General features: G+C 64.7%; 18 protein-coding genes. 12 read left to right on the top strand and 6 right to left on the bottom strand.

Annotated features, from left to right (window positions below; translation table 11 throughout):
* The first annotated feature begins 88 nt into the window (after positions 1-88).
* The 3 genes from OB916_RS12375 to OB916_RS12365 are packed head-to-tail and all read left to right on the top strand — an operon-like array spanning position 89 to position 4,138.
* Entirely contained in the window at positions 89-2,029 is a 1,941-nt protein-coding gene (locus OB916_RS12375; protein WP_315909606.1) for a restriction endonuclease, read from the top strand.
* 55 nt (positions 2,030-2,084) lie between these two features.
* Entirely contained in the window at positions 2,085-3,080 is a 996-nt protein-coding gene (locus tag OB916_RS12370; RefSeq protein ID WP_315909605.1) for a 5-methyltetrahydropteroyltriglutamate--homocysteine methyltransferase, read from the top strand.
* Complete coding sequence (locus OB916_RS12365) at positions 3,077-4,138, top strand: methionine synthase (protein WP_315909604.1); 1,062 nt, start codon at positions 3,077-3,079, stop codon at positions 4,136-4,138. Before OB916_RS12370 ends, OB916_RS12365 begins: the two co-directional genes overlap by 4 nt.
* Before the next feature lie 43 nt (positions 4,139-4,181).
* Here OB916_RS12365 and OB916_RS12360 read toward each other — a convergent pair whose 3' ends face one another.
* Positions 4,182-5,396: a phosphoglycerate kinase gene (locus OB916_RS12360; RefSeq protein ID WP_315909603.1), complete on the bottom strand. Its 1,215-nt coding sequence runs from the start codon at positions 5,394-5,396 to the stop codon at positions 4,182-4,184.
* 60 nt (positions 5,397-5,456) lie between these two features.
* Positions 5,457-6,467, bottom strand: a complete 1,011-nt coding sequence (gene gap, locus OB916_RS12355; RefSeq protein WP_315909602.1) for a type I glyceraldehyde-3-phosphate dehydrogenase — start codon at positions 6,465-6,467, stop codon at positions 5,457-5,459.
* Between the two features lie 357 nt (positions 6,468-6,824).
* Here gap and OB916_RS12350 point away from each other — a divergent pair, with 357 nt between their 5' ends.
* The 3 genes from OB916_RS12350 (at position 6,825) to ileS (ending at position 10,897) form a co-directional block, all read left to right on the top strand.
* Positions 6,825-7,223: an Hsp20/alpha crystallin family protein gene (locus OB916_RS12350; protein ID WP_315909601.1), complete on the top strand. Its 399-nt coding sequence runs from the start codon at positions 6,825-6,827 to the stop codon at positions 7,221-7,223.
* Entirely contained in the window at positions 7,223-7,558 is a 336-nt protein-coding gene (locus tag OB916_RS12345; RefSeq protein WP_315909600.1) for a cupin domain-containing protein, read from the top strand. Before OB916_RS12350 ends, OB916_RS12345 begins: the two co-directional genes overlap by 1 nt.
* A 78-nt stretch (positions 7,559-7,636) precedes the next feature.
* Positions 7,637-10,897, top strand: a complete 3,261-nt coding sequence (gene ileS / locus OB916_RS12340; RefSeq protein ID WP_315909599.1) for an isoleucine--tRNA ligase — start codon at positions 7,637-7,639, stop codon at positions 10,895-10,897.
* 202 nt (positions 10,898-11,099) lie between these two features.
* Here ileS and OB916_RS12335 read toward each other — a convergent pair whose 3' ends face one another.
* From OB916_RS12335 to OB916_RS12325, 3 genes are all read right to left on the bottom strand, one after another.
* On the bottom strand, positions 11,100-11,801 hold the full coding sequence (locus tag OB916_RS12335; RefSeq protein ID WP_315909598.1) for a queuosine precursor transporter: 702 nt from the start codon (positions 11,799-11,801) through the stop codon (positions 11,100-11,102).
* A complete protein-coding gene (locus tag OB916_RS12330; RefSeq protein WP_315909597.1) occupies positions 11,788-11,967 on the bottom strand; it encodes a ribbon-helix-helix domain-containing protein in 180 nt (59 codons plus the stop codon). Before OB916_RS12330 ends, OB916_RS12335 begins: the two co-directional genes overlap by 14 nt.
* Before the next feature lie 96 nt (positions 11,968-12,063).
* The gene (locus OB916_RS12325; RefSeq protein WP_315909596.1) at positions 12,064-14,271 is read right to left on the bottom strand and encodes a twin-arginine translocase subunit TatC; all 2,208 of its coding nucleotides are present in this window, start codon (positions 14,269-14,271) and stop codon (positions 12,064-12,066) included.
* 149 nt (positions 14,272-14,420) lie between these two features.
* Between OB916_RS12325 and tatC the strand changes: the two genes are divergently transcribed.
* Entirely contained in the window at positions 14,421-15,746 is a 1,326-nt protein-coding gene (tatC, locus tag OB916_RS12320) for a twin-arginine translocase subunit TatC (RefSeq protein ID WP_315909595.1), read from the top strand.
* A 156-nt stretch (positions 15,747-15,902) separates the two neighbouring features.
* Here the strand turns inward: tatC and OB916_RS12315 are convergent, their stop codons facing one another.
* Positions 15,903-16,115, bottom strand: coding sequence for a hypothetical protein (locus OB916_RS12315; RefSeq protein ID WP_315909594.1), 213 nt, complete (start codon positions 16,113-16,115; stop codon positions 15,903-15,905).
* Positions 16,116-16,208: 93 nt separating this feature from the next.
* On the opposite strand from OB916_RS12315, the gene OB916_RS12310 reads away from it, so the two are divergent.
* The 5 genes from OB916_RS12310 (at position 16,209) to OB916_RS12295 (ending at position 19,108) form a co-directional block, all read left to right on the top strand.
* Positions 16,209-16,436 (top strand): DUF7860 family protein, encoded by a 228-nt coding sequence (locus tag OB916_RS12310; protein WP_315909593.1) that lies wholly within the window; start codon positions 16,209-16,211, stop codon positions 16,434-16,436.
* Positions 16,437-16,804: 368 nt separating this feature from the next.
* A complete protein-coding gene (locus OB916_RS12305; protein WP_315909592.1) occupies positions 16,805-17,230 on the top strand; it encodes an HIT family protein in 426 nt (141 codons plus the stop codon).
* Positions 17,231-17,298: 68 nt separating this feature from the next.
* On the top strand, positions 17,299-18,153 hold the full coding sequence (locus OB916_RS12300; protein WP_315909591.1) for a transcription initiation factor IIB: 855 nt from the start codon (positions 17,299-17,301) through the stop codon (positions 18,151-18,153).
* An 86-nt stretch (positions 18,154-18,239) separates the two neighbouring features.
* Positions 18,240-18,332 carry a hypothetical protein gene (locus OB916_RS17110; RefSeq protein WP_449267326.1) on the top strand — a complete coding sequence of 31 codons (93 nt, stop codon included), beginning with the start codon at positions 18,240-18,242 and terminating at the stop codon, positions 18,330-18,332.
* Positions 18,332-19,108 carry a DUF7089 family protein gene (locus OB916_RS12295; RefSeq protein WP_315909590.1) on the top strand — a complete coding sequence of 259 codons (777 nt, stop codon included), beginning with the start codon at positions 18,332-18,334 and terminating at the stop codon, positions 19,106-19,108. Before OB916_RS17110 ends, OB916_RS12295 begins: the two co-directional genes overlap by 1 nt.
* Positions 19,109-19,213: the final 105 nt, after the last annotated feature.

Below are 19,213 nucleotides of genomic sequence, written 5' to 3'. Positions count from 1 at the left end.
TGCCTTTGTATTTTTCTACATATATATTTTTGATATTTTACAATTGTTAGATAATACGTCGGCCGGCTAGTACAGGTACGGGCCGACGATGGCCGAGATCATCGAACTGGAGGGAGGAGAACACCCGGGCTCGAACGAGCGGGTCGACGAGCGACTGGGTCCGCAATACCTCGCGGAGGGGCCGCTGTCGTCGTACCTCGGCGAGCGGGAGGAAGTCGCGTTCGTCATGCACGCAAAGCGGGGTGGCGTGACAGTCGAGCGTGACGGGGTCAGCGAGACGTACAAGCCGGCCAGGGGGTGTCGGACGGTCGTCGCGATCACCGATCTGCGTGTCGTGATCGCGATTGGCGGCGCGGACGAGGGCGGCGATCGGGTCGTCCCGATCCCGTTCTCGACCGTTACGCGGGTCGCGACCGATCGCGGCCTGTTGCGCGAGCGGCTGGTCGTGCGCACCGAGGCGGGCGAGCAGTGGTCGATGCCTGCCGGCGGCGACCTCGATCCGGTCGTCGCGTATCTGGAAGAAGCACGGGAGGCATGGTCGCAGGCGGATCGGTCCGCAGCCCGGATCGAAGAGCAACTCACGACCGCGCGAGCACACCTCGAGGACGACCCGGACGCCGCACGCGAAGCGGCCGAGGAAGCCGTCTCGATGATCGCTGCCGGACGCGAGGGGGTTCGCGCGTTCGATCTCGGCGATCGAGTGCTCGTCCACGCCGGGTTCGACGAGTATCGCGCGGACGTCCGGTCGATCCAGCGCCGCGCACTCGCGGCGCTGGCCGAGGCACACGCCGGTCGCGCCGACCGCCACGAGGCCGCAGGCCGACTCCGGGCAGCCTGCGAGGCACACGAAGACGCCCGGGATACCGCCGAGCAGGCCCTGGCGATCGATGCCGAACAGCCTCCGGACGAGCAACTCGAGGCACAGATCGGAACCGCCGAGCGCGAGCGAGCACGACTCGAAGGGCTACCTCGCGAACGCGCGACTGCCACACTCGAGGACGCCAGGTCGATCGACGATCCCGAACGGCGCGCCGAGCGACTGGCCGACGCTCTGGCGGCGCATCGCGACTGGATCGGTCTTTCCTGGGGACCGAGCGCACCGTTCGCGGGCGATCCCGATTCGATCCGGGCGCGGATCCTGGACGTCGTCGACGAGATCGTCGACGCGCGGACGGCCGTCATCGACCGGCTGCTCGCGGCCGCCGAGCGCCTCCACGCGGGGGGCCGAACCGAACAGGCACTGTCAGCCTGCTCGCAGGCCGACGACCACCTCCAGCAAGCCCTGACCGTCGTCACCGAACTGGCCCCCGACCGCGAAGAGACGCTCCGGACGTGGCGCGTCGAGATCGACCACCGGCGCGCGCTGATCGAACGCGAGGCAGTCGGAGTCGACGACGGGAACGACCCCGATTCCGGGTCGAGCGGCCACGACGGACCGGGCGAAGGCCCGCCGGAGAGCACTGACGCCAGTGCGTCGACAGACAACGGGGGCGTCGTCGCGGGTGTAACCACGAAGACGGCCGACCGGACGACACCCGAGCGCGAGAGCCGTCACGACGACGGTGGCTTCGGTGAGGCGTGGGAGCGTCTCGACACAGCGCCGGATCGAGGCGCGGACCGGCGAGTCTCGGCCGAGGCGGACCTCCGGGCGATGGACGACGGGGAGTTCCGGACGTTCGTCGCTGCGTGCTGGAGCGAACTCGGCTGGGAGACGACGATCTTCGCCCAGTCGCGAGGCCAGTACGACGTGATGGCCATCCGCAGACAGCTGATCGACCTCCGCGTGCTGATCTGGACGGTCCACCGTCCTGACGGGGATCTCGACGCGTCGACCATCGACCGCTGTGTGACCGACCGCGACAACGTCGACCGGGCCGACGCCGCTGCAGTCGTCACGACCGCGAACGTTCCCGACTCGGTCCGGGACCGAGCGGCCAGCCACGACATCAAACTGCTCGATCTCCAGAATCTGCTCGATCTCCTCGAAGACGAGGGACTGACCGATCTCGTCCTCGGCGAAGATAACTGACAGACATTCATCGAAGTAGTAAATATTAAAGCGCGTCATTCCATATTCGTGGGCAATGGCAGAGATCGTATCAACGACACCGGGACTGTATCCGTTACCGGACTGGACAAAAGACGAGTTGTCGAGGCTCAAGGGCCATCAGAAGGGCGACCTGATCAGCGGCGACGAGAGTGGGGAGATCGTTTCCGTTTACGAGGAGGCACGAGCCGAGGTCATCGGGGCCCAGCAATCGGCCGGGCTCGACCGGATCATCGAGGGGCAATTGCGCTGGGACGACATGCTCGCGCATCCGCTGGCCGTCCACGATAGCGTGGACACGCGGGGCATCGTCCGATACTACGATAACAACAACTTCTACCGCGAACCCGTCGTCACCGGCGAGCTAACGGCCGACGGCGACGTCGCGGCGGAACTGACCGCCGCGGACGAGCAGGTCGACGCGGGACTGCAGGCCGTCCTCCCGGGACCGTACTCGCTTTCGGAGCTGGCGACCGACGAGTACTACGGCGACGACGCGGCGTTTCTCGACGCTATCGCGGACTTCCTGGCCGGCGAGGCCGAGCAGTTCCCCGACGTCGAGACGCTGCTGTTGCTCGAACCGTCGCTCGTGACCAACTCGCCCGGAGACGGCGAGGACGAACGCGCCAGTGCGGCCATCGACACCGTCGCCTCGGCGCTCGATACCGACGTGATCGTCCAGACCTACTGGGGCGCACTCGAGGAGAAGGTCCACGCTCACCTGCTGGACGCCGACGTCGACGCCGTTGGCTACGACTTCGTGACCGACCACGAGGCGAACCTCTACAACATCAACGAGTACGGCACGAAGGACTCGATCGCGCTGGGCGTCGTCGACGGCCAGAACACCCTGGTCGAGACGCCCGGCGAGATCCGCGAGCGGATCGAGTGGGTCGACGACCAGACCGCGACCGACTTCGAGACGATCTACGCGACGGCCAACACCGAACTGTTCTACCTGCCGGTGAACAAGTTCGAGGAGAAACTCGAAGCGCTGGCTGCGGTGGCCGACGCCGAGGAGGTGACAGCATGACGGACACGCGCGAGCAGTTCCGACCCGAGGACCACTCCAACGACCACTTCCTGCTGACGACCGTCGTCGGCTCCTATCCCAAGCCCGAGTGGCACGACACGGCCCGGGAACTCTTCGAGGACCCCGACTCGGACTTCGATATCGAGGACTGGGAAGAATCCAAGGACGACGCCGCCCGGCTGATCACCGACGAGCACGAACGGGCCGGAATCGACGTCGTCACCGACGGCGAGATGCGGCGCAACGAGATGGTCGAGTACTTCGCTCACCGGATCGACGGCTACGAGTTCAACGGCCGCGTCAAAGTGTGGGGCCACAACTACTTCGACAAGCCCTCCGTGGTTGACGAGGTCGAATACGACGAGCAGTGGCTGGTCGAGGAGTTCGAGTTCACCGACGAGGTGGCCGACGCACCCGTCAAGGTCCCGATCACCGGACCGTACACCCTCGCCTCCTGGAGCTTCAACGAGGTCTACGACGACGAAGAGCAGTTGACCTACGCGCTCGCGGACCTGGTCAACCAGGAGATCGAGTCGCTGGTCGAAGCCGGCGCGCGCTACATCCAGATCGACGAGCCCGCGCTGGCGACGACGCCGGACGACCACGCCATCGTCGGCGAGGCGCTCGAACGGATCGTCGACGACGTTCCCGAGGACGTCCGCCTGGGACTGCACGTCTGCTACGGTGATTACTCGCGGATCTACCCCGAGATCCTCGAGTTCCCCGTCGAGGAGTTCGACCTCGAGCTGGCCAACGGCGACTTCGAGCAGGTCGAGGTCTTCAAAGAGCACGAGTTCACCAAGGACTTCGCGATGGGCGTCGTCGACGTCCACGACGCCGAGGTCGAGTCCGTCGCGGAGATCAAAGAGAACATCAAGCGCGGCCTGGAGGTCGTCCCGCCAGAGCGACTGACTGTCTCGCCGGACTGCGGCGTGAAGCTGCTGCCCCGCGAGGTCGCCTACCAGAAGATGGCCAACATGGTCGAGGCGGCCCGCGAAGTCGAAGCAGAACTGGACGCCGGCGAGATCGAGATCGGAGCCGTCGGCTCCGCGGACTGATCGGGCTACCGAAAAAACGAGCTATTTTCCGACGTCTCGACGATCAGGCGTACTTCTTCAGCACGTCGACGACGACCAGTTCCTGACCGGTGAGGGCGTTGAGGTACGCGCCGCCGGCGATGGAGACGTGGTCGTAGTCGTCTTCGTCGAGGCCGTACAGCGACAGCGTCCGGGCGGTGTCACCGCCGCCGACGACCGAGAAGCAGTCGGTCTCGCCGATGGCCTTGATGAGTTCGACCGTGCCGTCTGCGAAGCGCTCGTCCTCGAAGACGCCGACTGCGCCCTTGACGAAGACGGCCTCGGACTCGCGGATGATCGGCTCGTAGGCCTCGATCGTCTCGTGGCCGATGTCGAGGTAGCCGGTGTCCTTCTCCTCGATGTCCTCGAGGGCGATTTCGGCGCGCTCGCCGTCGTCGTCCTCGTAGGCGAAGTCGACGGGCAGCTCGAACTCGTCGCGGCGGTTCTCGACGAGATCTTCGAGAGTGCCTTTCGTTTCTTCCCACTGATCGTCCAGCAGGTCCATGTCGCCGACGTCCATCCCGACGGGCTCGCCCTCCGCGCGGAGGAACAGCTCGCCCGGCAGACCGCCGACGAGGAACGTGTCGACCTTCTCTTCGAGGTTGTTGACGACGCTGATGACGTCCTCGGACTTGTTGCCACCGCAGAGCATCGTCACCTGGCCGTCGAACTCCTTCTCGGCGACCGAGGTGTTGTACTGGTACTCCTTGTCCATCACGAGGCCGGCGTAGGTCGGCAGTTCGACGGCGAAGCCGACCGTCGAGGCGTGGGCGCGGTGGGCCGCCGAGTAAGCGTCGTTGACGAAGGCGTCGAAGAGCGGCGCGAGCGTCTGGACGAAGTCGCTCTCGGCGTGTTCCTCGGCGGGCTTCTCGGGCAGTTCGTCGTCGGCCATCCGGGTGTTCTCCAGCAGCAGGATCTCGCCCGCTTCGAGGGCCTCGATGGCGTCGATGGCGTCGTCACCGTAGATGTCGTCGACGAACTTGATCGGCTTGCCGACGTACTCTTCGAGGATCTCCGCGTGCTGGTCGAGCGAGACGAAGTCGTCACGGCCGGGTCGGCCCTGGTGGGCCATCAGCACGACCTTGTGGTCGGCTTCTGCGAGTGCAGCAACGGTCTCGGAGTATCGGTCGAATCGGTTGTTGTCCTGTACCACGCCGTCCTCGACAGGGGAGTTGAGGTCGACCCTGACGAGGACGCGCTGGCCGGGCTCGAGGTCGTCGAGCGTGTTGTATTCGGGCATGGTGTCGTATCTGGTTCGGTGGCGTGTGTCTGAAAAAACGGTGCAGTTGGGGAGAACGGCTTACGCGATGTACTCGGCGAGGCGCATCATCTGGGCCGTGTAGCCCATCTCGTTGTCGTACCAGGCGAAGATCTTCGCGAGGTCGCCGCCCTCGACCGTGCTCGTCTGTTTCAGGTCGACACAGGAGCCATACTCCCAGCCGAGGATGTCACGGGAGACGATCTCGTCGTCGGTGGCACCCATCGCGCCCTCGAGTTCGCCGTTGGCGTACTCGCGCATGGCGTCGTTGATCTCCTCGGCGCTGGGGTTGCCCTCCAGGTCGGCGACGATCTCGGTGATCGACCCGCTGGGGGTCGGCACGCGGATCGCCATGGCCTCGAACTTCCCTTTCAGGTCGGGCAGGATGTCCGTCGTCGCCGTCGACGCGCCGGTCGTCGTCGGGACGATGTTCTCCGCGGCTGCGCGGCCACGGCGGGTCTTGCTCTTGGGACCGTCGACGATGTTCTGCGAACCCGTGTAGGCGTGGATGGTCGTCATCTCGGCGGCGTTGACGCCGAACTCCTCGAGCAGGACGTACATCGGCGGGGAGACACTGTTGGTCGTACAGGAGGCGCCGGAGACGATGTCTTCGCCGTCGTATTCGTCGTGGTTGACGCCGTAGACGAACTGCGGCACCGGTTTGTCACCCTTCGGCGGCGCGGAGATCAGCGCCTTGTCGGCACCGGCATCGAGGTGCGCCGAGGCCTCGTCTTTCGTCCGGAAGATCCCCGTCGACTCGATGGCGACGTCGACGTCCAGGTCGTCCCACGGCAGCTCCTCGGGACTCTGGATGTTGTACAGTGAGATGTCGTTCTCGCCGACGCTCAGCGTGTCACCGTCGAGCGAGACGTCGTAGGGAAGGTTGCCCAGCGTCGTGTCGTACTTCGACAGATACTCCATCTGCTCGAAGCTCATCACGTCGTTGATCCCGACGATCTCGACGTCGTCGTTGTTCAGCGCTGCGCGGAATGTACACCGTCCGATACGGCCGAAGCCGTTGATCCCGATCCTGACCGTGTCGCTTGCACTCATGATTACTACTCCGTCTGAAATTGCTACGGTAGCGAGTAAATGTTTTTCGGTTATTGTCGCGCGCGTGTAACTGAATTACCTAAACAATAAGGCAGATTTAGACGCGTGCTGAATGAAGTCCTCCATTCGGTTCCGATCGGTAACACTGCCCGCTATACGTTTGTAACGATATTCGGCACCTCGTCGTGTCAAATCAGTTCGAAATGGTATCGCCGGCAGTACGAGTTCTCTTGTGGTCGATCGGGACTCGAGTTCCGAAGCTGTCGATAGCTTCGGTCGGAGCCGTCTCGCTTCTGTCTGCCGGCCTGTTGGGCCCCGAGGCGAAGGCTTTTGGGACGGACAGCCCTACCGGCGGGTATGAGACGTGACGATCGCGACGATCCCTTCGACGATTTCTTCCGCGAACTCGAACGGATGATGAACGAGATGACCGGCGGCGAGTTCGATATGCACGTCGAGCGCCACGGCGACGGCGGCCAGAACCCCGGTCGCGACATCCACCTCGACGTCTACGAAGAGGACGGTCACATCCGCGTCGTCGCCGACATCCCCGGCGTCGAGAAAGACGCTATCGACCTGAAATGCGACGGCGAGGAGCTGACGATTGACGCTTCCGGCCCCGAACGCGAGTACTTCGAGCGCGTCCGACTGCCGGTCGCCGTCGACGAACACTCCGCCAGTGCGACCTACAACAACGGAATCCTAGAAGTGTCCTTCCAGCGGCAGGATAACTCCGCCGACATCGATCTCTCCTGATGTCCGACCGCGAGAAACTGCTCGACCTGGTCGGCTCGCCGTTCGGGATCGGAGATCTACTCGACTATCAGTCCGATGCCGTCGTCAGTCAGACGCTCGTCGACGAGGAGGCAGTCACGGTCACCGTCTTCGCGTTCGACGAGGGCGAGCGTCTCAGCGAACACACGGCACCGCACGATGCCATCTTGCAAGTCGTCGACGGCACCGCGCTCGTCACCGTTTCAGGGACCGAACACGAGGTCGCGGCCGGCGAGGCGATCGTCCTGCCGGCGGACGAGCCCCACGCCGTCGAGGCCGCCTCGCAGTTCAAGATGTTTCTCACAATGGTCCGGTAACGCACGTCGAGTCCGCGTCTGCCGAAGCGGTGGCACACAACCGATTGTCCTTTAATCCCGGCGACGATTCCTTCCAGTATGGACCGGTTCGCCGACGTCGACGACCAGTACGATCCACACGCCGTCGAAGAGCGTGTCTTCGAGTACTGGGAGGAGGTCGACGCCTACGAGAAGACGGTCGAGCATCGCGCCGACGGCGAGGACTTCTTCTTCGTCGACGGGCCGCCCTACACCTCGGGCGCGGCCCACATGGGGACGACCTGGAACAAGACGTTGAAGGACATCTACGTCCGCTATCTCCGGATGCAGGGCTACGACGTGACCGATCGCCCGGGCTATGACATGCACGGGCTGCCCATCGAGACGAAAGTCGAGGAACGGCTGGACTTCCAGAACAAGAAAGACATCGAGGAGTTCGGCGAGGACGCCTTCATCGAGGAGTGCAAGGCCTTCGCCAACGAGCAACTCGAAGGCTTGCAGAGCGACTTCCAGGACTTCGGCGTCTGGATGGACTGGGATAACCCCTACAAGACGGTCGAGCCCGAGTACATGGAGGCGGCCTGGTGGGGCTTCGAGCAGGCCCACCAGCGCGGCCTCGTCGAACAGGGCAAACGCTCGATCAATCAGTGTCCCCGGTGTGAGACAGCCATCGCCAACAACGAGGTCGAGTACGACCAGGTCGGGAAGCCCTCGATCTACGTGAAGTTCCCATTGAGCGAGCGGGAGCGCGAGGACGAGCGAAGCGAGTCCTCGGAACGCGCGAGCGGCGAAGCCGCGAGCGACGAATACCTCGTCATCTGGACGACGACGCCCTGGACCATCGTCGCAAACACCTTCGTCGCGGTCGATGGCGACCTCGAATACGTCGGCGTCGACGCCGAAAAGGACGGAGAAACGGAGCGTCTCTACGTCGCCGAGGCAGTCGTCGAGGACGTGCTCAAGGAGGGGCGCTACGAGGACTACGAGGTCGTCGAGCACCTCGACGGCGAGGAGCTGGTCGGCTGGAAGTACGACCACCCCCTCGCGGAAGAGGTGCCCGATCACGCCCAGGCTGAGGGATCCGGGCAGGTCTACACTACCGAGTACGTCGAGGCCGACCGCACCGGGCTCGTCCACTCCGCGCCCGGCCACGGTGAGGAGGACTTCGAGCGCGGCCAGGAACTCGATCTGGAGATCTTCTGTCCGGTCGGTCCGAACGGGGACTACACCGAGCAGGCGGGGAAATACGCGGGCACGTTCGTCCGGGACGCAAACGAGGAGATCATCGCCGATCTGGACGCTAAGGACCTGCTGCTCGCACACGATACGACCAGCGTCCGCGAGGGACACTGCTGGCGGTGTGACACCGACATCGTCCGGATCGTCACCGACCAGTGGTTCATCACGATCACCGACATCAAAGACGAACTACTGGAGCTCATCGAGGACAGCGAGTGGCACCCCGAGTGGGCCCGCGATAATCGGTTCCGTGACTTCGTCGAGGAAGCCCCCGACTGGAACGTCTCCCGCCAGCGCTACTGGGGCATCCCGATCCCGATCTGGACGCCGGAAGACTGGAATGGGGAGATGAGCAACGCCATCGTCGTCGGCGACCGCGAGGAACTCGCCGAGCGGGTCGACCAGGACGTCGATCCCGAGAACGTCGATCTCCACAAGGACACCGTCGACGAGCTGACGATCACCGAAGACGGCACCACCTACACTCGCGTCGAGGACGTCTTCGACGTCTGGCTCGACTCCTCGGTCGCGACGTGGGGGACGCTGGATTACCCCGAGCAGACCGAAGACTTCGAGCAGCTGTGGCCCGCCGACCTCATCATCGAGGCCCACGACCAGACCCGCGGGTGGTTCTGGTCGCAGCTCGGCATGGGCGGGGCGTCGATGGGCGAGATTCCCTACGAGGAGGTGCTGATGCACGGCTACGCCAATATGCCCGACGGCCGCGGAATGTCCAAATCGAAGGGGATCTTCGTCGATCCGCACGAGGTCATCGACGAACACGGCCGCGATCCGATGCGGCTGTTCCTCCTCTCTGTCACCGCTCAGGGTGAGGACATGAACTTCTCCTGGGAGGAGACCCAGGAGATGCAACGCCGGCTCAACATCCTCTGGAACGTCTTCCGCTTCCCGCTTCCCTACATGCGGGCCGACGGCTTCGACCCTGAAGAGACGACTGTCGAGTCCGTCGAGGATGACCTCGAACTCATCGACGAGTGGCTGCTCTCCCGGCTCCAGACCGTGAAAGCCGAGATGGACGCGGCCTTCGAGGCCTTCGAACACGACAAGGGCCTGACCACGCTGCTGGATTTCGTCGTCGAGGACGTTTCCCGGTTCTACATCCAGGAAGTCCGGGAGCGCATGTGGGAAGAGGAGAACAGCCCGAGCAAGCTGGCCGCCTACGCCACGCTCTATCGCGTCCTGGAGGAGATCGTCGCGCTGCTGGCGCCCTACGCACCGTTCATCAGCGAGCAGGTCTACCAGCATCTGACCGGCGACGCCGGCCATCCGACGGTCCACATGTGTGACTTCCCCGAGCGCGACGGAGAGTGGCAGAACGTCGGCCTCGAGGATGACATCGCGGTCGTCCGCGCCGTCGAGGAGGCGGGCTCGAACGCCCGCCAGCAGGCAGAACGCAAGCTCCGCTGGCCGGTCAAACGCGTCGTCGTCGACGTCGAGACGGACGAGACTGGCGACCTGCCGGGGACGGTCGACCTCCGTTCGGAGCTGATCGCCGACCGGCTCAACGCTCGCGACGTCGAGGTCATCGAACCGGAGGCAGACTGGGGCGAACTCGCTTATAGCGCCGAGGCCGACATGAGCAAGCTCGGCCCCGCGTTCGGCGGCGACGCCCAGGAGGTCATGCAGGCCTGCAACGACGCCCGGATCGCCGAACCCACTATCGAGGCGCTGGAGGCGGCAGTCGCCGACGACCTCGGGCGTGGCGTCGACCTCAAGGAAGACATGGTCGAGTTCGTCCGCCAGCTGCCCGACGGTGTTGCAGGCACGTCCTTCGAAGCGCTTTCCGGCGAGGGTGTCGTCTACGTCGACACGACACTCACCGAAGACATCGAGAGCGAGGGCTACGCCCGGGAGGTCATCCGGCGCGTCCAGGAGATGCGCAAGGATCTCGATCTCGATCTCGAAGCGCGGATCCGAGTCGATCTGGACATCGCGGACGACCGCGTGGCCGATCTCGTGGCCGAGCACGAGGACCTGATCAAAGAAGAGGTCCGTGCCGACGAACTCGGACGCGTCGAGGACGGTCACCGCAAGACCTGGGACGTGGAAGGAACCGAGATGGAGATAGCGGTTGTGTCGGTGGCTGAGGCGGAAGCGTAAGCAGAGGACCAGCATACGGCGCGAGCGGAGCGAGCGCCGTTTCGCTCGACCGAACGGTAGCGCGGTCGCCTCGCGACCGCGAAAAGCCGAGCGGTGAAGCCGCGAGGCAGTGAGGTCGAGGTGTTTTTCCCCACGTTTTTCTGACTGAGCGGCTCCCGCAGGGCCGAAGGCCCGAGGACACCCGAGGAGGAAAAGTGGTTGCTCAATCCCCGAACGCCAGTGCCGTCGAATCCTGCTCGCGCGAGCGGACGAGCCCGACGACGAGATAGACGAAGGGCGTGTCCAGCGCGGCGATTCCGAGCTTGAGGAGGTACTGACCGACGATCAGCGAGACGACGGCCTCCAGCGGGAGCCCCTGAAACACGAAGAATGCGATCCCGACGAAGATCACCGTGTCGATGAGCTGGCTCGTGGCGGTCGAGCCGAGGTTTCGTAGCCAGAGGTGCTCGCCGTCGGTGGCGTCGCGGATCCGGTGGAAGACGATCACGTCCCAGTTCTGGCTGACGACGTAGGCTGCGAGGCTCCCGACGACGATGCCCGTCGAGGCCCCCAACACGTCCGCGAACTGCGCCTGCGAGACCGACGACGCGCCCGAGATCGGCGCGGCGATCGTCGACCAGACCAGCGCCAGCAACACGAAGTTCATCGCGAACGCGACGTTGACCATCACCTGGGCCGCACGGCGGCCGTACAACTCGGCGTAACAATCGGAGGCGAAGAAGGTCAGCGCGTAGGCCAGCGCCGCGCCCGGCAACAGCAGCGTATCGCCGGCGACCGGGATCGACACCGGCAGGTCGAACGCCAGCACCTTCGCGGCGGTCACCTGCGCCGTGATCAGCGCCGTGACGAACAGCGCGAGCAGTGCGACCTGCGGAACCGCGAGAGACGAGCTATTCCTCGACATCGTCCAGCCGATCGTGGCGGGCGTCTATCTCGTCGAGCATGTCCAGCGTCTTCCGGACCGAGGCGCGGATCGCCTCGCTTCGGTTGACGAACTTCCCGTCCTCCCCGACGTGTCTGTCCAGGTCCTCCAGGAGCTCTTCCGGCACTTCGACGCTTATCTTGGGCATATCTGGATCTTCTTCAGCGAATACTAAAACGCTATCGGAGCACCATCACGCACCTCTCGGACGGTCCGATCGTCACTGAAACGGTCGCCGGTTCGGTCACGCCGGCTCCTCGACCATGGTACCACCACCGCCGCGACGGCCGCCCAGCGTGGCGAGCCACAGCACGGCCAGCCCGAAGTAGAACGCCAGCGCGAGCGGGATCGCGATCATCAGCATCGTGAACATCCCGCTCGGGGTGATGAACATGGCGAAGGTGAAGATCCCGATCGTCACCTCGCGCCAGCGGCCCCACATCGTCTTGAAGGAGACGAGCCCGCCGAAGTGAAACAGGAACATCGACACCGGGACCTCCGCCAGCAGGCCGATTCCGATCGTCGTGTAGACGACCATCCAGGCGTAGTATTTGATCCGGTAGGCGATGATCATGTTCGCGCCCAGCGCGTCCTGGGCGAGCCAGGATATCACCGCGGGGGCGACTATCGAGTAGCCGATAGCGCTGCCGATCCCGATGCCGACGAACAGCGTGCCGCCCCACACCAGCAACACGCGCTTGTCGCCCGTGACCAGCCCGCGCTCGCGCAGCGCCGGCCAGGCGTAATACAGGACCAGCGGCAGCGTCACGAGCGCGGCGACCAGCGCGCTGAACTTGATCTCGAAGATCAGGTGCTCGACGGGGTGTAACGCGACGGGTTGAACCTCCTCGGCACTCATCCCGGCCGGCAGCCGCGAGAGGAAGTCGGCGTTGATGTCCCTGATCCCGCGCTGGTAGAGATAGAAGAACAGCCCGCCGAGCACGACCATGAACAGCCCGACGATCCGGAACGCCTTCGAGGTCAGCGACTCCAGGATGAACGCGATGTCGTAGTAGTACCCGCCGATGTCGTCCTCCGTGGTTTCGTCTTCGGTGAACGCGTCGACCATGCCCGCCGTCGTCTCGGAGACCACGTTCGAATCCTCGTCACCCGCCTCCGGTGGGGCACCGCCACTCTCGCCGGCTGCTTCCGGTGTGCCCTCGCCCGTGGATTCCGCCTGTGGCTGGCTCGTCTCCTCGTTGGCCTCGTCGAACTTATCCAGCAGCGCCTCTGCGCGCTCGGGATCGTCGTTTTCGAGCGCGTCGGAGGCGATCGACATCAGCTCGTCCTCGTCCATCTCCTCGAACGGTTCCAGGGGTGCCGCACGGACGCCCGCGGCGTCGAGTTCGCTGACGTCTAGTTCAGCCGGATCGCCGACGCTCGCGGCCGCCGCCGGGTCAAGTGTCGTCAGCTCGCGGGCGATGATCCGATAGAAGACGACCACTGCGACCAGGATTGCGACCCCTGCACCCGAGAGGACGCCGATCGCTCGACGGGAGAGCCCGGTCGATTCCGGCAGCGGCGTCAGCGTCGGCCACAGCGACGACGACCCGAACAGATCGTTCAGCGTCGTCAGCCCGCCCGTGGTGAAAAAGACGTAGATGATCACGAACGACAGCAGCGCCATGCCGGCGATCCGGTTCCAGTTCTGTCTGGCGATATCACGGAAATCGAACTGTTCGCTGCTTCGCTTGACAGTCACGACGATCCGGGTAAACTTCAGGCTGCCCGCGTACAGCGCCACCAGCGGTGTCGCCCACATTAGCTGGGTCAGTGGGTCGGGCGGGGTGAACAGTGCCCCACCGGCATACAGCCCGACGATCGCGTGTTTCCAGTAGTCTCGAAAGGTCTCGTAGGGGACGATCTCGGCGTACGCGAGGGTGCTCATCACCAGCGGTAGCTGGGCTGCGATCCCGAACGACAGCGCCAGCAGCACGATGAACTCCATCCACTTGGTGATCGAGTAGGTGGGATTGAACCCCGAATTCGTGGCCGTGCTGATGAGGAAGTCGAACATCAGCGGGAAGAAGAACAGGTAGGCGTACGCGATGCCCAGCACGAACAGCGTCAGCACGCCGCCGAGTAGCAGGGCGAACTTCCATTTGGCCAGTGGCACCTGTGGCAGCCACCCCCGTTGCCGGAGTTCGTCCCGGGAGAGATACAGGAGTACGGGCACGGAGACGATCGCGCCGACGATCAACCCGATCTTGAACTGCAGGAGGATCACCTCGAAGGGCGTGATCGTGACGACTTCGGCCCCCTCTGTCAGCAGGTCCTGCTTGAGCGCTTCCCAGATGTAGTTCTGCAGTGCGACGATCGTGCCGACGAGCGTGACGACGAAGACGACAAAGACGACCTGGAGGTGTCGCTGGACGGTCTTGAGTGCTGCACCGAGTGCCTCTCGACCGCCAGCGATAGTGCGACGGGTGTCCTCGTCGATTGCGCCGGCCATAGCTCTTCGGGGGCATTTACCGACTCGCTATTATCAATTTATTCATCGACGACGGCCGCTCGCCCCGCTCGATCCATCCCGACCCGTCTCATCTCGGCTTCCCAGAGAAAAGAAGGCTTACAATAGGTGGGAACAAACCGCCGTCCACTATGGGCGAGGGTGAGACCGGCGGTGCCGACGTGCCCGGCGAGGAGCCGACGCCACCGGCCGAGCCCTACGACCCCGAGCCCGGCCCACCGGGCGGCCTCGAAGGCGCACCTGACGACGAGGAACTCCCGCTGACCGAACACATCGAGGAGATGTTCAGCCGGTTGCTGCGGGTGCTCCTCGTGATGGCGGTCGTCAGCGGCGTCGTCTTCCCGTTCTCGGAGTGGATCATCAACTTCCTCTGGTACTCGTACCTCCAGCCGGCCTCGGCGGAGGCGTGCGCCCAGGCCGCCGACGTGGCCAAGGGCAGCGCCTGTCCCAGGGTGTACCATCCGCTCGGACTCATCCTGGCACGTCTGAAAGTCGCGACGCTCGCGGGCTTCGTCATCGCGCTTCCGGTGCTGGTCTACGAGAGCTACCTGTTCATGCGACCCGGGCTATACCCCCACGAACGGCGGTACTACCTGGCCTCCGTGCCGACGAGTCTGATCCTGGCTGTCGTCGGCCTCCTGTTCGCGCACGTCATCGTGTTGCCGGCGATCTTCACGTACTTCCTGTTCTACTCGGAAGGCGCCGCCGAGATCGCGTTCAGCCTCGGCCAGACGTTCGAGCTGATGGTGTTGATGCTCGGCTTCTTCGCCTTCGTCTTCCAGATTCCGCTTTTCATCATGCTTGCGATCATGATGGGCGTCACCTCCCGGCGCTGGCTGGCCGACCGGCGGCTGTACTTCTGGGCCGGCTTCGCGACAGTGGCGTTCATCTTCAACCCCGACCCGACCGGGATGGCGCCGTTCATCGTCACGGCGACGATGATCGCCCTGTTCGAGGGGACGCTCGCCCTGCTGTACTGGACTGGTGAGGGGTCGCTCGCGCCGACGCTTTCGAACGCCACTGCGGCCCGTCCGTACGTCTGGGGGACGACTGCACTCGTCGGCTACGTGCTCAGCCGGCTCCCGATGCCCGGCAGCTACTTCGGCGCGATCCCGGCCCCGGTCGTCGACGCGCTTGAGAGCGTCGGGGTACTCGGATACCTTCCCGTGCTCGTCGCGCTCCTGATCGTCGGCCTCTTCCAGGGAACGCTGCTGGCGCTCAAAGGGCGGGCCACGCGACGCAGTTACCAGGCGTTCCTGCGACTCCGCCGCGCCCGGATCCCGGTCCTGCTCGGCGCGATCGTGATCGGCTACTTCGCGAATCCCGACCCGCCGCTGGTCAGTGAAGCCGAAGCGATCGGGCTTCCCACCGGCGAGGTCGCGGCGATCGTCGTTTCCGTGATCGTGCTGTACGAACTCGGGCTGGCGATCTGGCGCTGGCGACGACCCGGGCAGTGATCGTCGGTGCCGGTCGGCACCCCTCTCAGTGCCGATCGGAAACGATGGTTCGATGTCTCCAGAGAAGTCGGTCGATCACTCTGCTGGGCGCCGATATCAAGACCCTGCTATGCCATATGCTCGGGAAAACCAGGCGAGATAGCTGTGTCGAGTTCCTCAGGCGGTCAGCATTCCTTTCTCTCGGGCCAGCTTGAACCCGGCATACAGGGCCACGAGCCCGATCGCGGCCATCCATAGGCCGACCGTCGTTTCTCCGCCCGTGATCGTCTGCATACTCGCGGTCTCGGCGAGCACGCCCAGCCCGGTCAGTCCACCTGCGAGAACCGTATAAAATAGCTCCGGTAGCACCTCTGTGAGTCCTTCGATCATATCCAGTCCTCTCCCAGGCGTCATTATGACTCTTTTCATTTCGCCGTCGACGAAGTAGAAAGGCTTATTTCGTTCTCTCGTCGCCAAGTGGGTATGGGACGATACGGAGATCTGGACTATCCGAAACTGACCCGGCGCGGATTCGCCCTCGGCGTCGGCCTGCTCGTCGTCGGCCTGCTCGGAGAAGTGCTCGGCCCCGCCGTCGTCGGTTCGCTGCCAACGTGGGGGCACACGCTGTTTCTCGATCTCGAAATGCTCGGGATCCTCGTCGGCCTGTTCGCGCCGCTCGTGTTCGGCATCGCGCTCCCGCTGACTGAGTGATCGGCGCGCTCGACCTGCAACACGTATCCGTCGGCTTGTATTCGCGATAAAAGCGGAACGCGGGGACCGACGGTAGTCGCGGACGATGGGTCTTGGAGGGCAGCGGTTGGCAGGTGGTGTCGGGAAGCGACATTCGTGCGTACAGCGGCGTTGCGGGGACTGTTGCGCGATTGCCTCCGCGGCGCACAACGGATACCCCCACCACTGAACGCATCGGCTGTGCTCTCCCGCGTCACTTAAAATATTCCATTTACCAGCGGAAGATACATGTTTCCAGTCGCGATCACAGTGATCGTCGTTGCCGCAGCGGTCCTCGTAGCCACAGAGCACGCCGAACCATTATCTGGTTCGCCGTCACAGATACGCACATGAGCGAGGACTGCATCTTCTGTCGAATCGTCGACGGCGAGATTCCGAGCCGAACCGTCTACGAAGACGACGCCGCGCTGGCGTTTCTCGACGCAAACCCGCTGACGATGGGGCACACGCTGGTCATCCCGAAAGACCACTACGAGCGGCTCGAGGACGTGCCCGCCGAGCAAGCGACCGACCTCTACGCCGCGCTGCACGAGGTCGTCCCCGCGGTCGAGGACGCCGTGGGCGCGCCCGCCACGACCGTCGCGTTCAACAACGGCGAGGCCGCCGGCCAGGAGGTCCCACACGTCCACGCCCACGTGATCCCGCGCTCTCCAGACGACGGGGCCACCCCGATCCACGCTCTCTTCGAGTCCCGTCCCGATCCGTCCGACTCGGAACTCGACGACGTCGCTGACGCGATCGCCGACCGGCTCTGATCGGGACGTGTCCCTTGTCGACACACCTCTACCGAGACTTAAGTAGACCCTTCGATCGAATCGGACTGATGCAAGCGAGCGGCGAGCAGCTGTGTCCGGAGTGTCGGGGGACGCTCCGGATGGGGGAACAGGAAACGGTCTGTACCGACTGCGGTCTCGTCGTCGAGACGGACCGGATCGACCGCGGGCCGGAGTGGCGTTCGTTCGACGAGGACGAGCGTGAGCGTACGGGCGCGCCGTTGACGCCCGCCCGCCACGACATGGGGCTTTCGACCGAGATCGGTCGCGACCGCAGCGTGCCCGCGGAAAAACGACGCCGACTCGCGCGGCTTCGCACACAACACCACCGGGCGAACGCACCCTCGAAAGTCGCGCGCAACCGGCGGGAGGCGTTCATCGAGATCCGGCGGATGGCGGGCCGACTGTCGCTTCCGGACGCGATCCGCGATCGGGCGTGTGTCCTCTTTGCCAGTGCACAGGAGGACGACCTCCTCCGCGGTCGCTCGATCGAAGGGATCGCGACGGCGGCACTGTATGCCATCTGTCGGATCGCGGGGATCTCTCGCACGCTGTCGGAGGTCGCAGCGGTCTCGCGGATCGACCGTGGCCGACTCAAGAACTGCTATGGGGTGCTCAATCGCGCGTTCGACCTCGAAACCGGGCCGGTCGATCCCGCGGAGTACCTGCCCCGGTTCGCGACCGAACTCGGTCTCGACACTGCGGTCGAACGCCGTGCTCGGGAACTGGCCGCCCGGGCCGGAGACGAGGGGATCGCGAGCGGGCGCAACCCGGCCGGCGTGGCCGCGGCCTGCCTGTACACGGCTGCGCGCGAATCCGACGCGTCACTCACTCAGCGTGAGGCTGCCGACGTGGCAGACGTCGCGGCGGCGACGCTCAGAGAGACGTACCATCGGCTGCGGTGAGTGTGGCCCACCGGCTGCGGTGAGTGCGGTCTCCGGACACCAGTCACTGCGGTGTATTTAACTCGCCTGCCCCGGAAGAACGGGGCATGAGTACAGCGACCAAAATCGTTCTGGGGACGATCGGGCTGTCGGCGTTGTTGGCCGTCGCCCTGATCGTCAACACCGCGCTTGCAGCCTGATGTTCGCCGAGCGACCCCTGTCCGACGCCGTCGAACAGGTGCGCGCTGTCCACGCGCCCGAAGCGCTCGTGCTGGACGTCCAGCGGGACTTCGAGACGCTCCCGCCGGCGAGTGCCGAACAACTCGGGCTGTTCGTCGAGTCGCTCGACCCGGCGAGCTATCCGCGGTCGTGGGTGCCGGCCGACGCCCCGGAGGTGCTCGCCGAATACGCGAGCGACACCTTCACCGTCGGCGCACCCGGTGATGGCGGCGTCGCCTGGACGCGCCAGACGGACCCGCCGATCGTGCTGGTCAAGCCGCGGCTGTCGGGCTTGCCCGACGCGTTCGTCCAGTTCCTGCTCGCTGAGGCGCTGGTGCAGGTCGGACTCGGCGTCCCCGAGCAGTTCCTCGGCTTTTTCGAAGACCGCTACCGGAAGTTCGCCGGGGCCGTCTCCGGACGGCTCGACCCTGCCGACACGTACCAGCTCGCGGCCGCACTCTACGAGGGGTACCTCGGTTTGCACACCCGGCCCGTGTTCGCCGACTGGGCCGACGAGCAGCCACCGCTGTACGACGCCTGGGTCGACGCCGGCCAGCGTCTCCAGCCGCGCCTGTCCTCGCTTTCCGAGGACGTCGCCAGCGGCCGGACGGCGTTCGGCGACGCCGCCGAACTGGCCTGCAGCGCGATCAAACACGATCTCGAGCTACCGACGCCGTTCGGGGCGTTGAACGCCGACGCCTACCGCGAACATGGGGCCGACTACGCGCTGAAATGGGCGGAAAAGACGCTGGAATGACGTTACGCTCAGCTTTGCACGTTGAAGTAGGAGCGTGACGTAGGCGGTAGCAAGGACAGATGATGCCGATTACGGACTTTCTGTCGTGCACGCGCGTGTTCGACA

This window comes from Halapricum hydrolyticum, from assembly GCF_025517535.1.
Lineage (GTDB): Archaea > Halobacteriota > Halobacteria > Halobacteriales > Haloarculaceae > Halapricum > Halapricum hydrolyticum.
The sequence above is the reverse complement of the archived record's forward strand: the minus strand, read 5'-3'. Positions and strand labels throughout refer to the sequence as shown.

Coding starts and splice junctions, on each gene's coding strand:
- OB916_RS12335 (WP_315909598.1), bottom strand. CDS start 11,801: ATGTCGAGGAATAGCTCGTCTCTCGCGGTTCCGCAGGTCGCACTGCTC.
- OB916_RS12360 (WP_315909603.1), bottom strand. CDS start 5,396: ATGCCCGAATACAACACGCTCGACGACCTCGAGCCCGGCCAGCGCGTC.
- OB916_RS12330 (WP_315909597.1), bottom strand. CDS start 11,967: ATGCCCAAGATAAGCGTCGAAGTGCCGGAAGAGCTCCTGGAGGACCTG.
- OB916_RS12310 (WP_315909593.1), top strand. CDS start 16,209: ATGGGACGATACGGAGATCTGGACTATCCGAAACTGACCCGGCGCGGA.
- OB916_RS12315 (WP_315909594.1), bottom strand. CDS start 16,115: ATGATCGAAGGACTCACAGAGGTGCTACCGGAGCTATTTTATACGGTT.
- OB916_RS12295 (WP_315909590.1), top strand. CDS start 18,332: ATGTTCGCCGAGCGACCCCTGTCCGACGCCGTCGAACAGGTGCGCGCT.
- OB916_RS12365 (WP_315909604.1), top strand. CDS start 3,077: ATGACGGACACGCGCGAGCAGTTCCGACCCGAGGACCACTCCAACGAC.
- OB916_RS17110 (WP_449267326.1), top strand. CDS start 18,240: ATGAGTACAGCGACCAAAATCGTTCTGGGGACGATCGGGCTGTCGGCG.
- OB916_RS12300 (WP_315909591.1), top strand. CDS start 17,299: ATGCAAGCGAGCGGCGAGCAGCTGTGTCCGGAGTGTCGGGGGACGCTC.
- OB916_RS12325 (WP_315909596.1), bottom strand. CDS start 14,271: ATGGCCGGCGCAATCGACGAGGACACCCGTCGCACTATCGCTGGCGGT.
- OB916_RS12375 (WP_315909606.1), top strand. CDS start 89: ATGGCCGAGATCATCGAACTGGAGGGAGGAGAACACCCGGGCTCGAAC.
- ileS (WP_315909599.1), top strand. CDS start 7,637: ATGGACCGGTTCGCCGACGTCGACGACCAGTACGATCCACACGCCGTC.
- OB916_RS12370 (WP_315909605.1), top strand. CDS start 2,085: ATGGCAGAGATCGTATCAACGACACCGGGACTGTATCCGTTACCGGAC.
- OB916_RS12305 (WP_315909592.1), top strand. CDS start 16,805: ATGAGCGAGGACTGCATCTTCTGTCGAATCGTCGACGGCGAGATTCCG.
- gap (WP_315909602.1), bottom strand. CDS start 6,467: ATGAGTGCAAGCGACACGGTCAGGATCGGGATCAACGGCTTCGGCCGT.
- OB916_RS12345 (WP_315909600.1), top strand. CDS start 7,223: ATGTCCGACCGCGAGAAACTGCTCGACCTGGTCGGCTCGCCGTTCGGG.
- tatC (WP_315909595.1), top strand. CDS start 14,421: ATGGGCGAGGGTGAGACCGGCGGTGCCGACGTGCCCGGCGAGGAGCCG.
- OB916_RS12350 (WP_315909601.1), top strand. CDS start 6,825: ATGAGACGTGACGATCGCGACGATCCCTTCGACGATTTCTTCCGCGAA.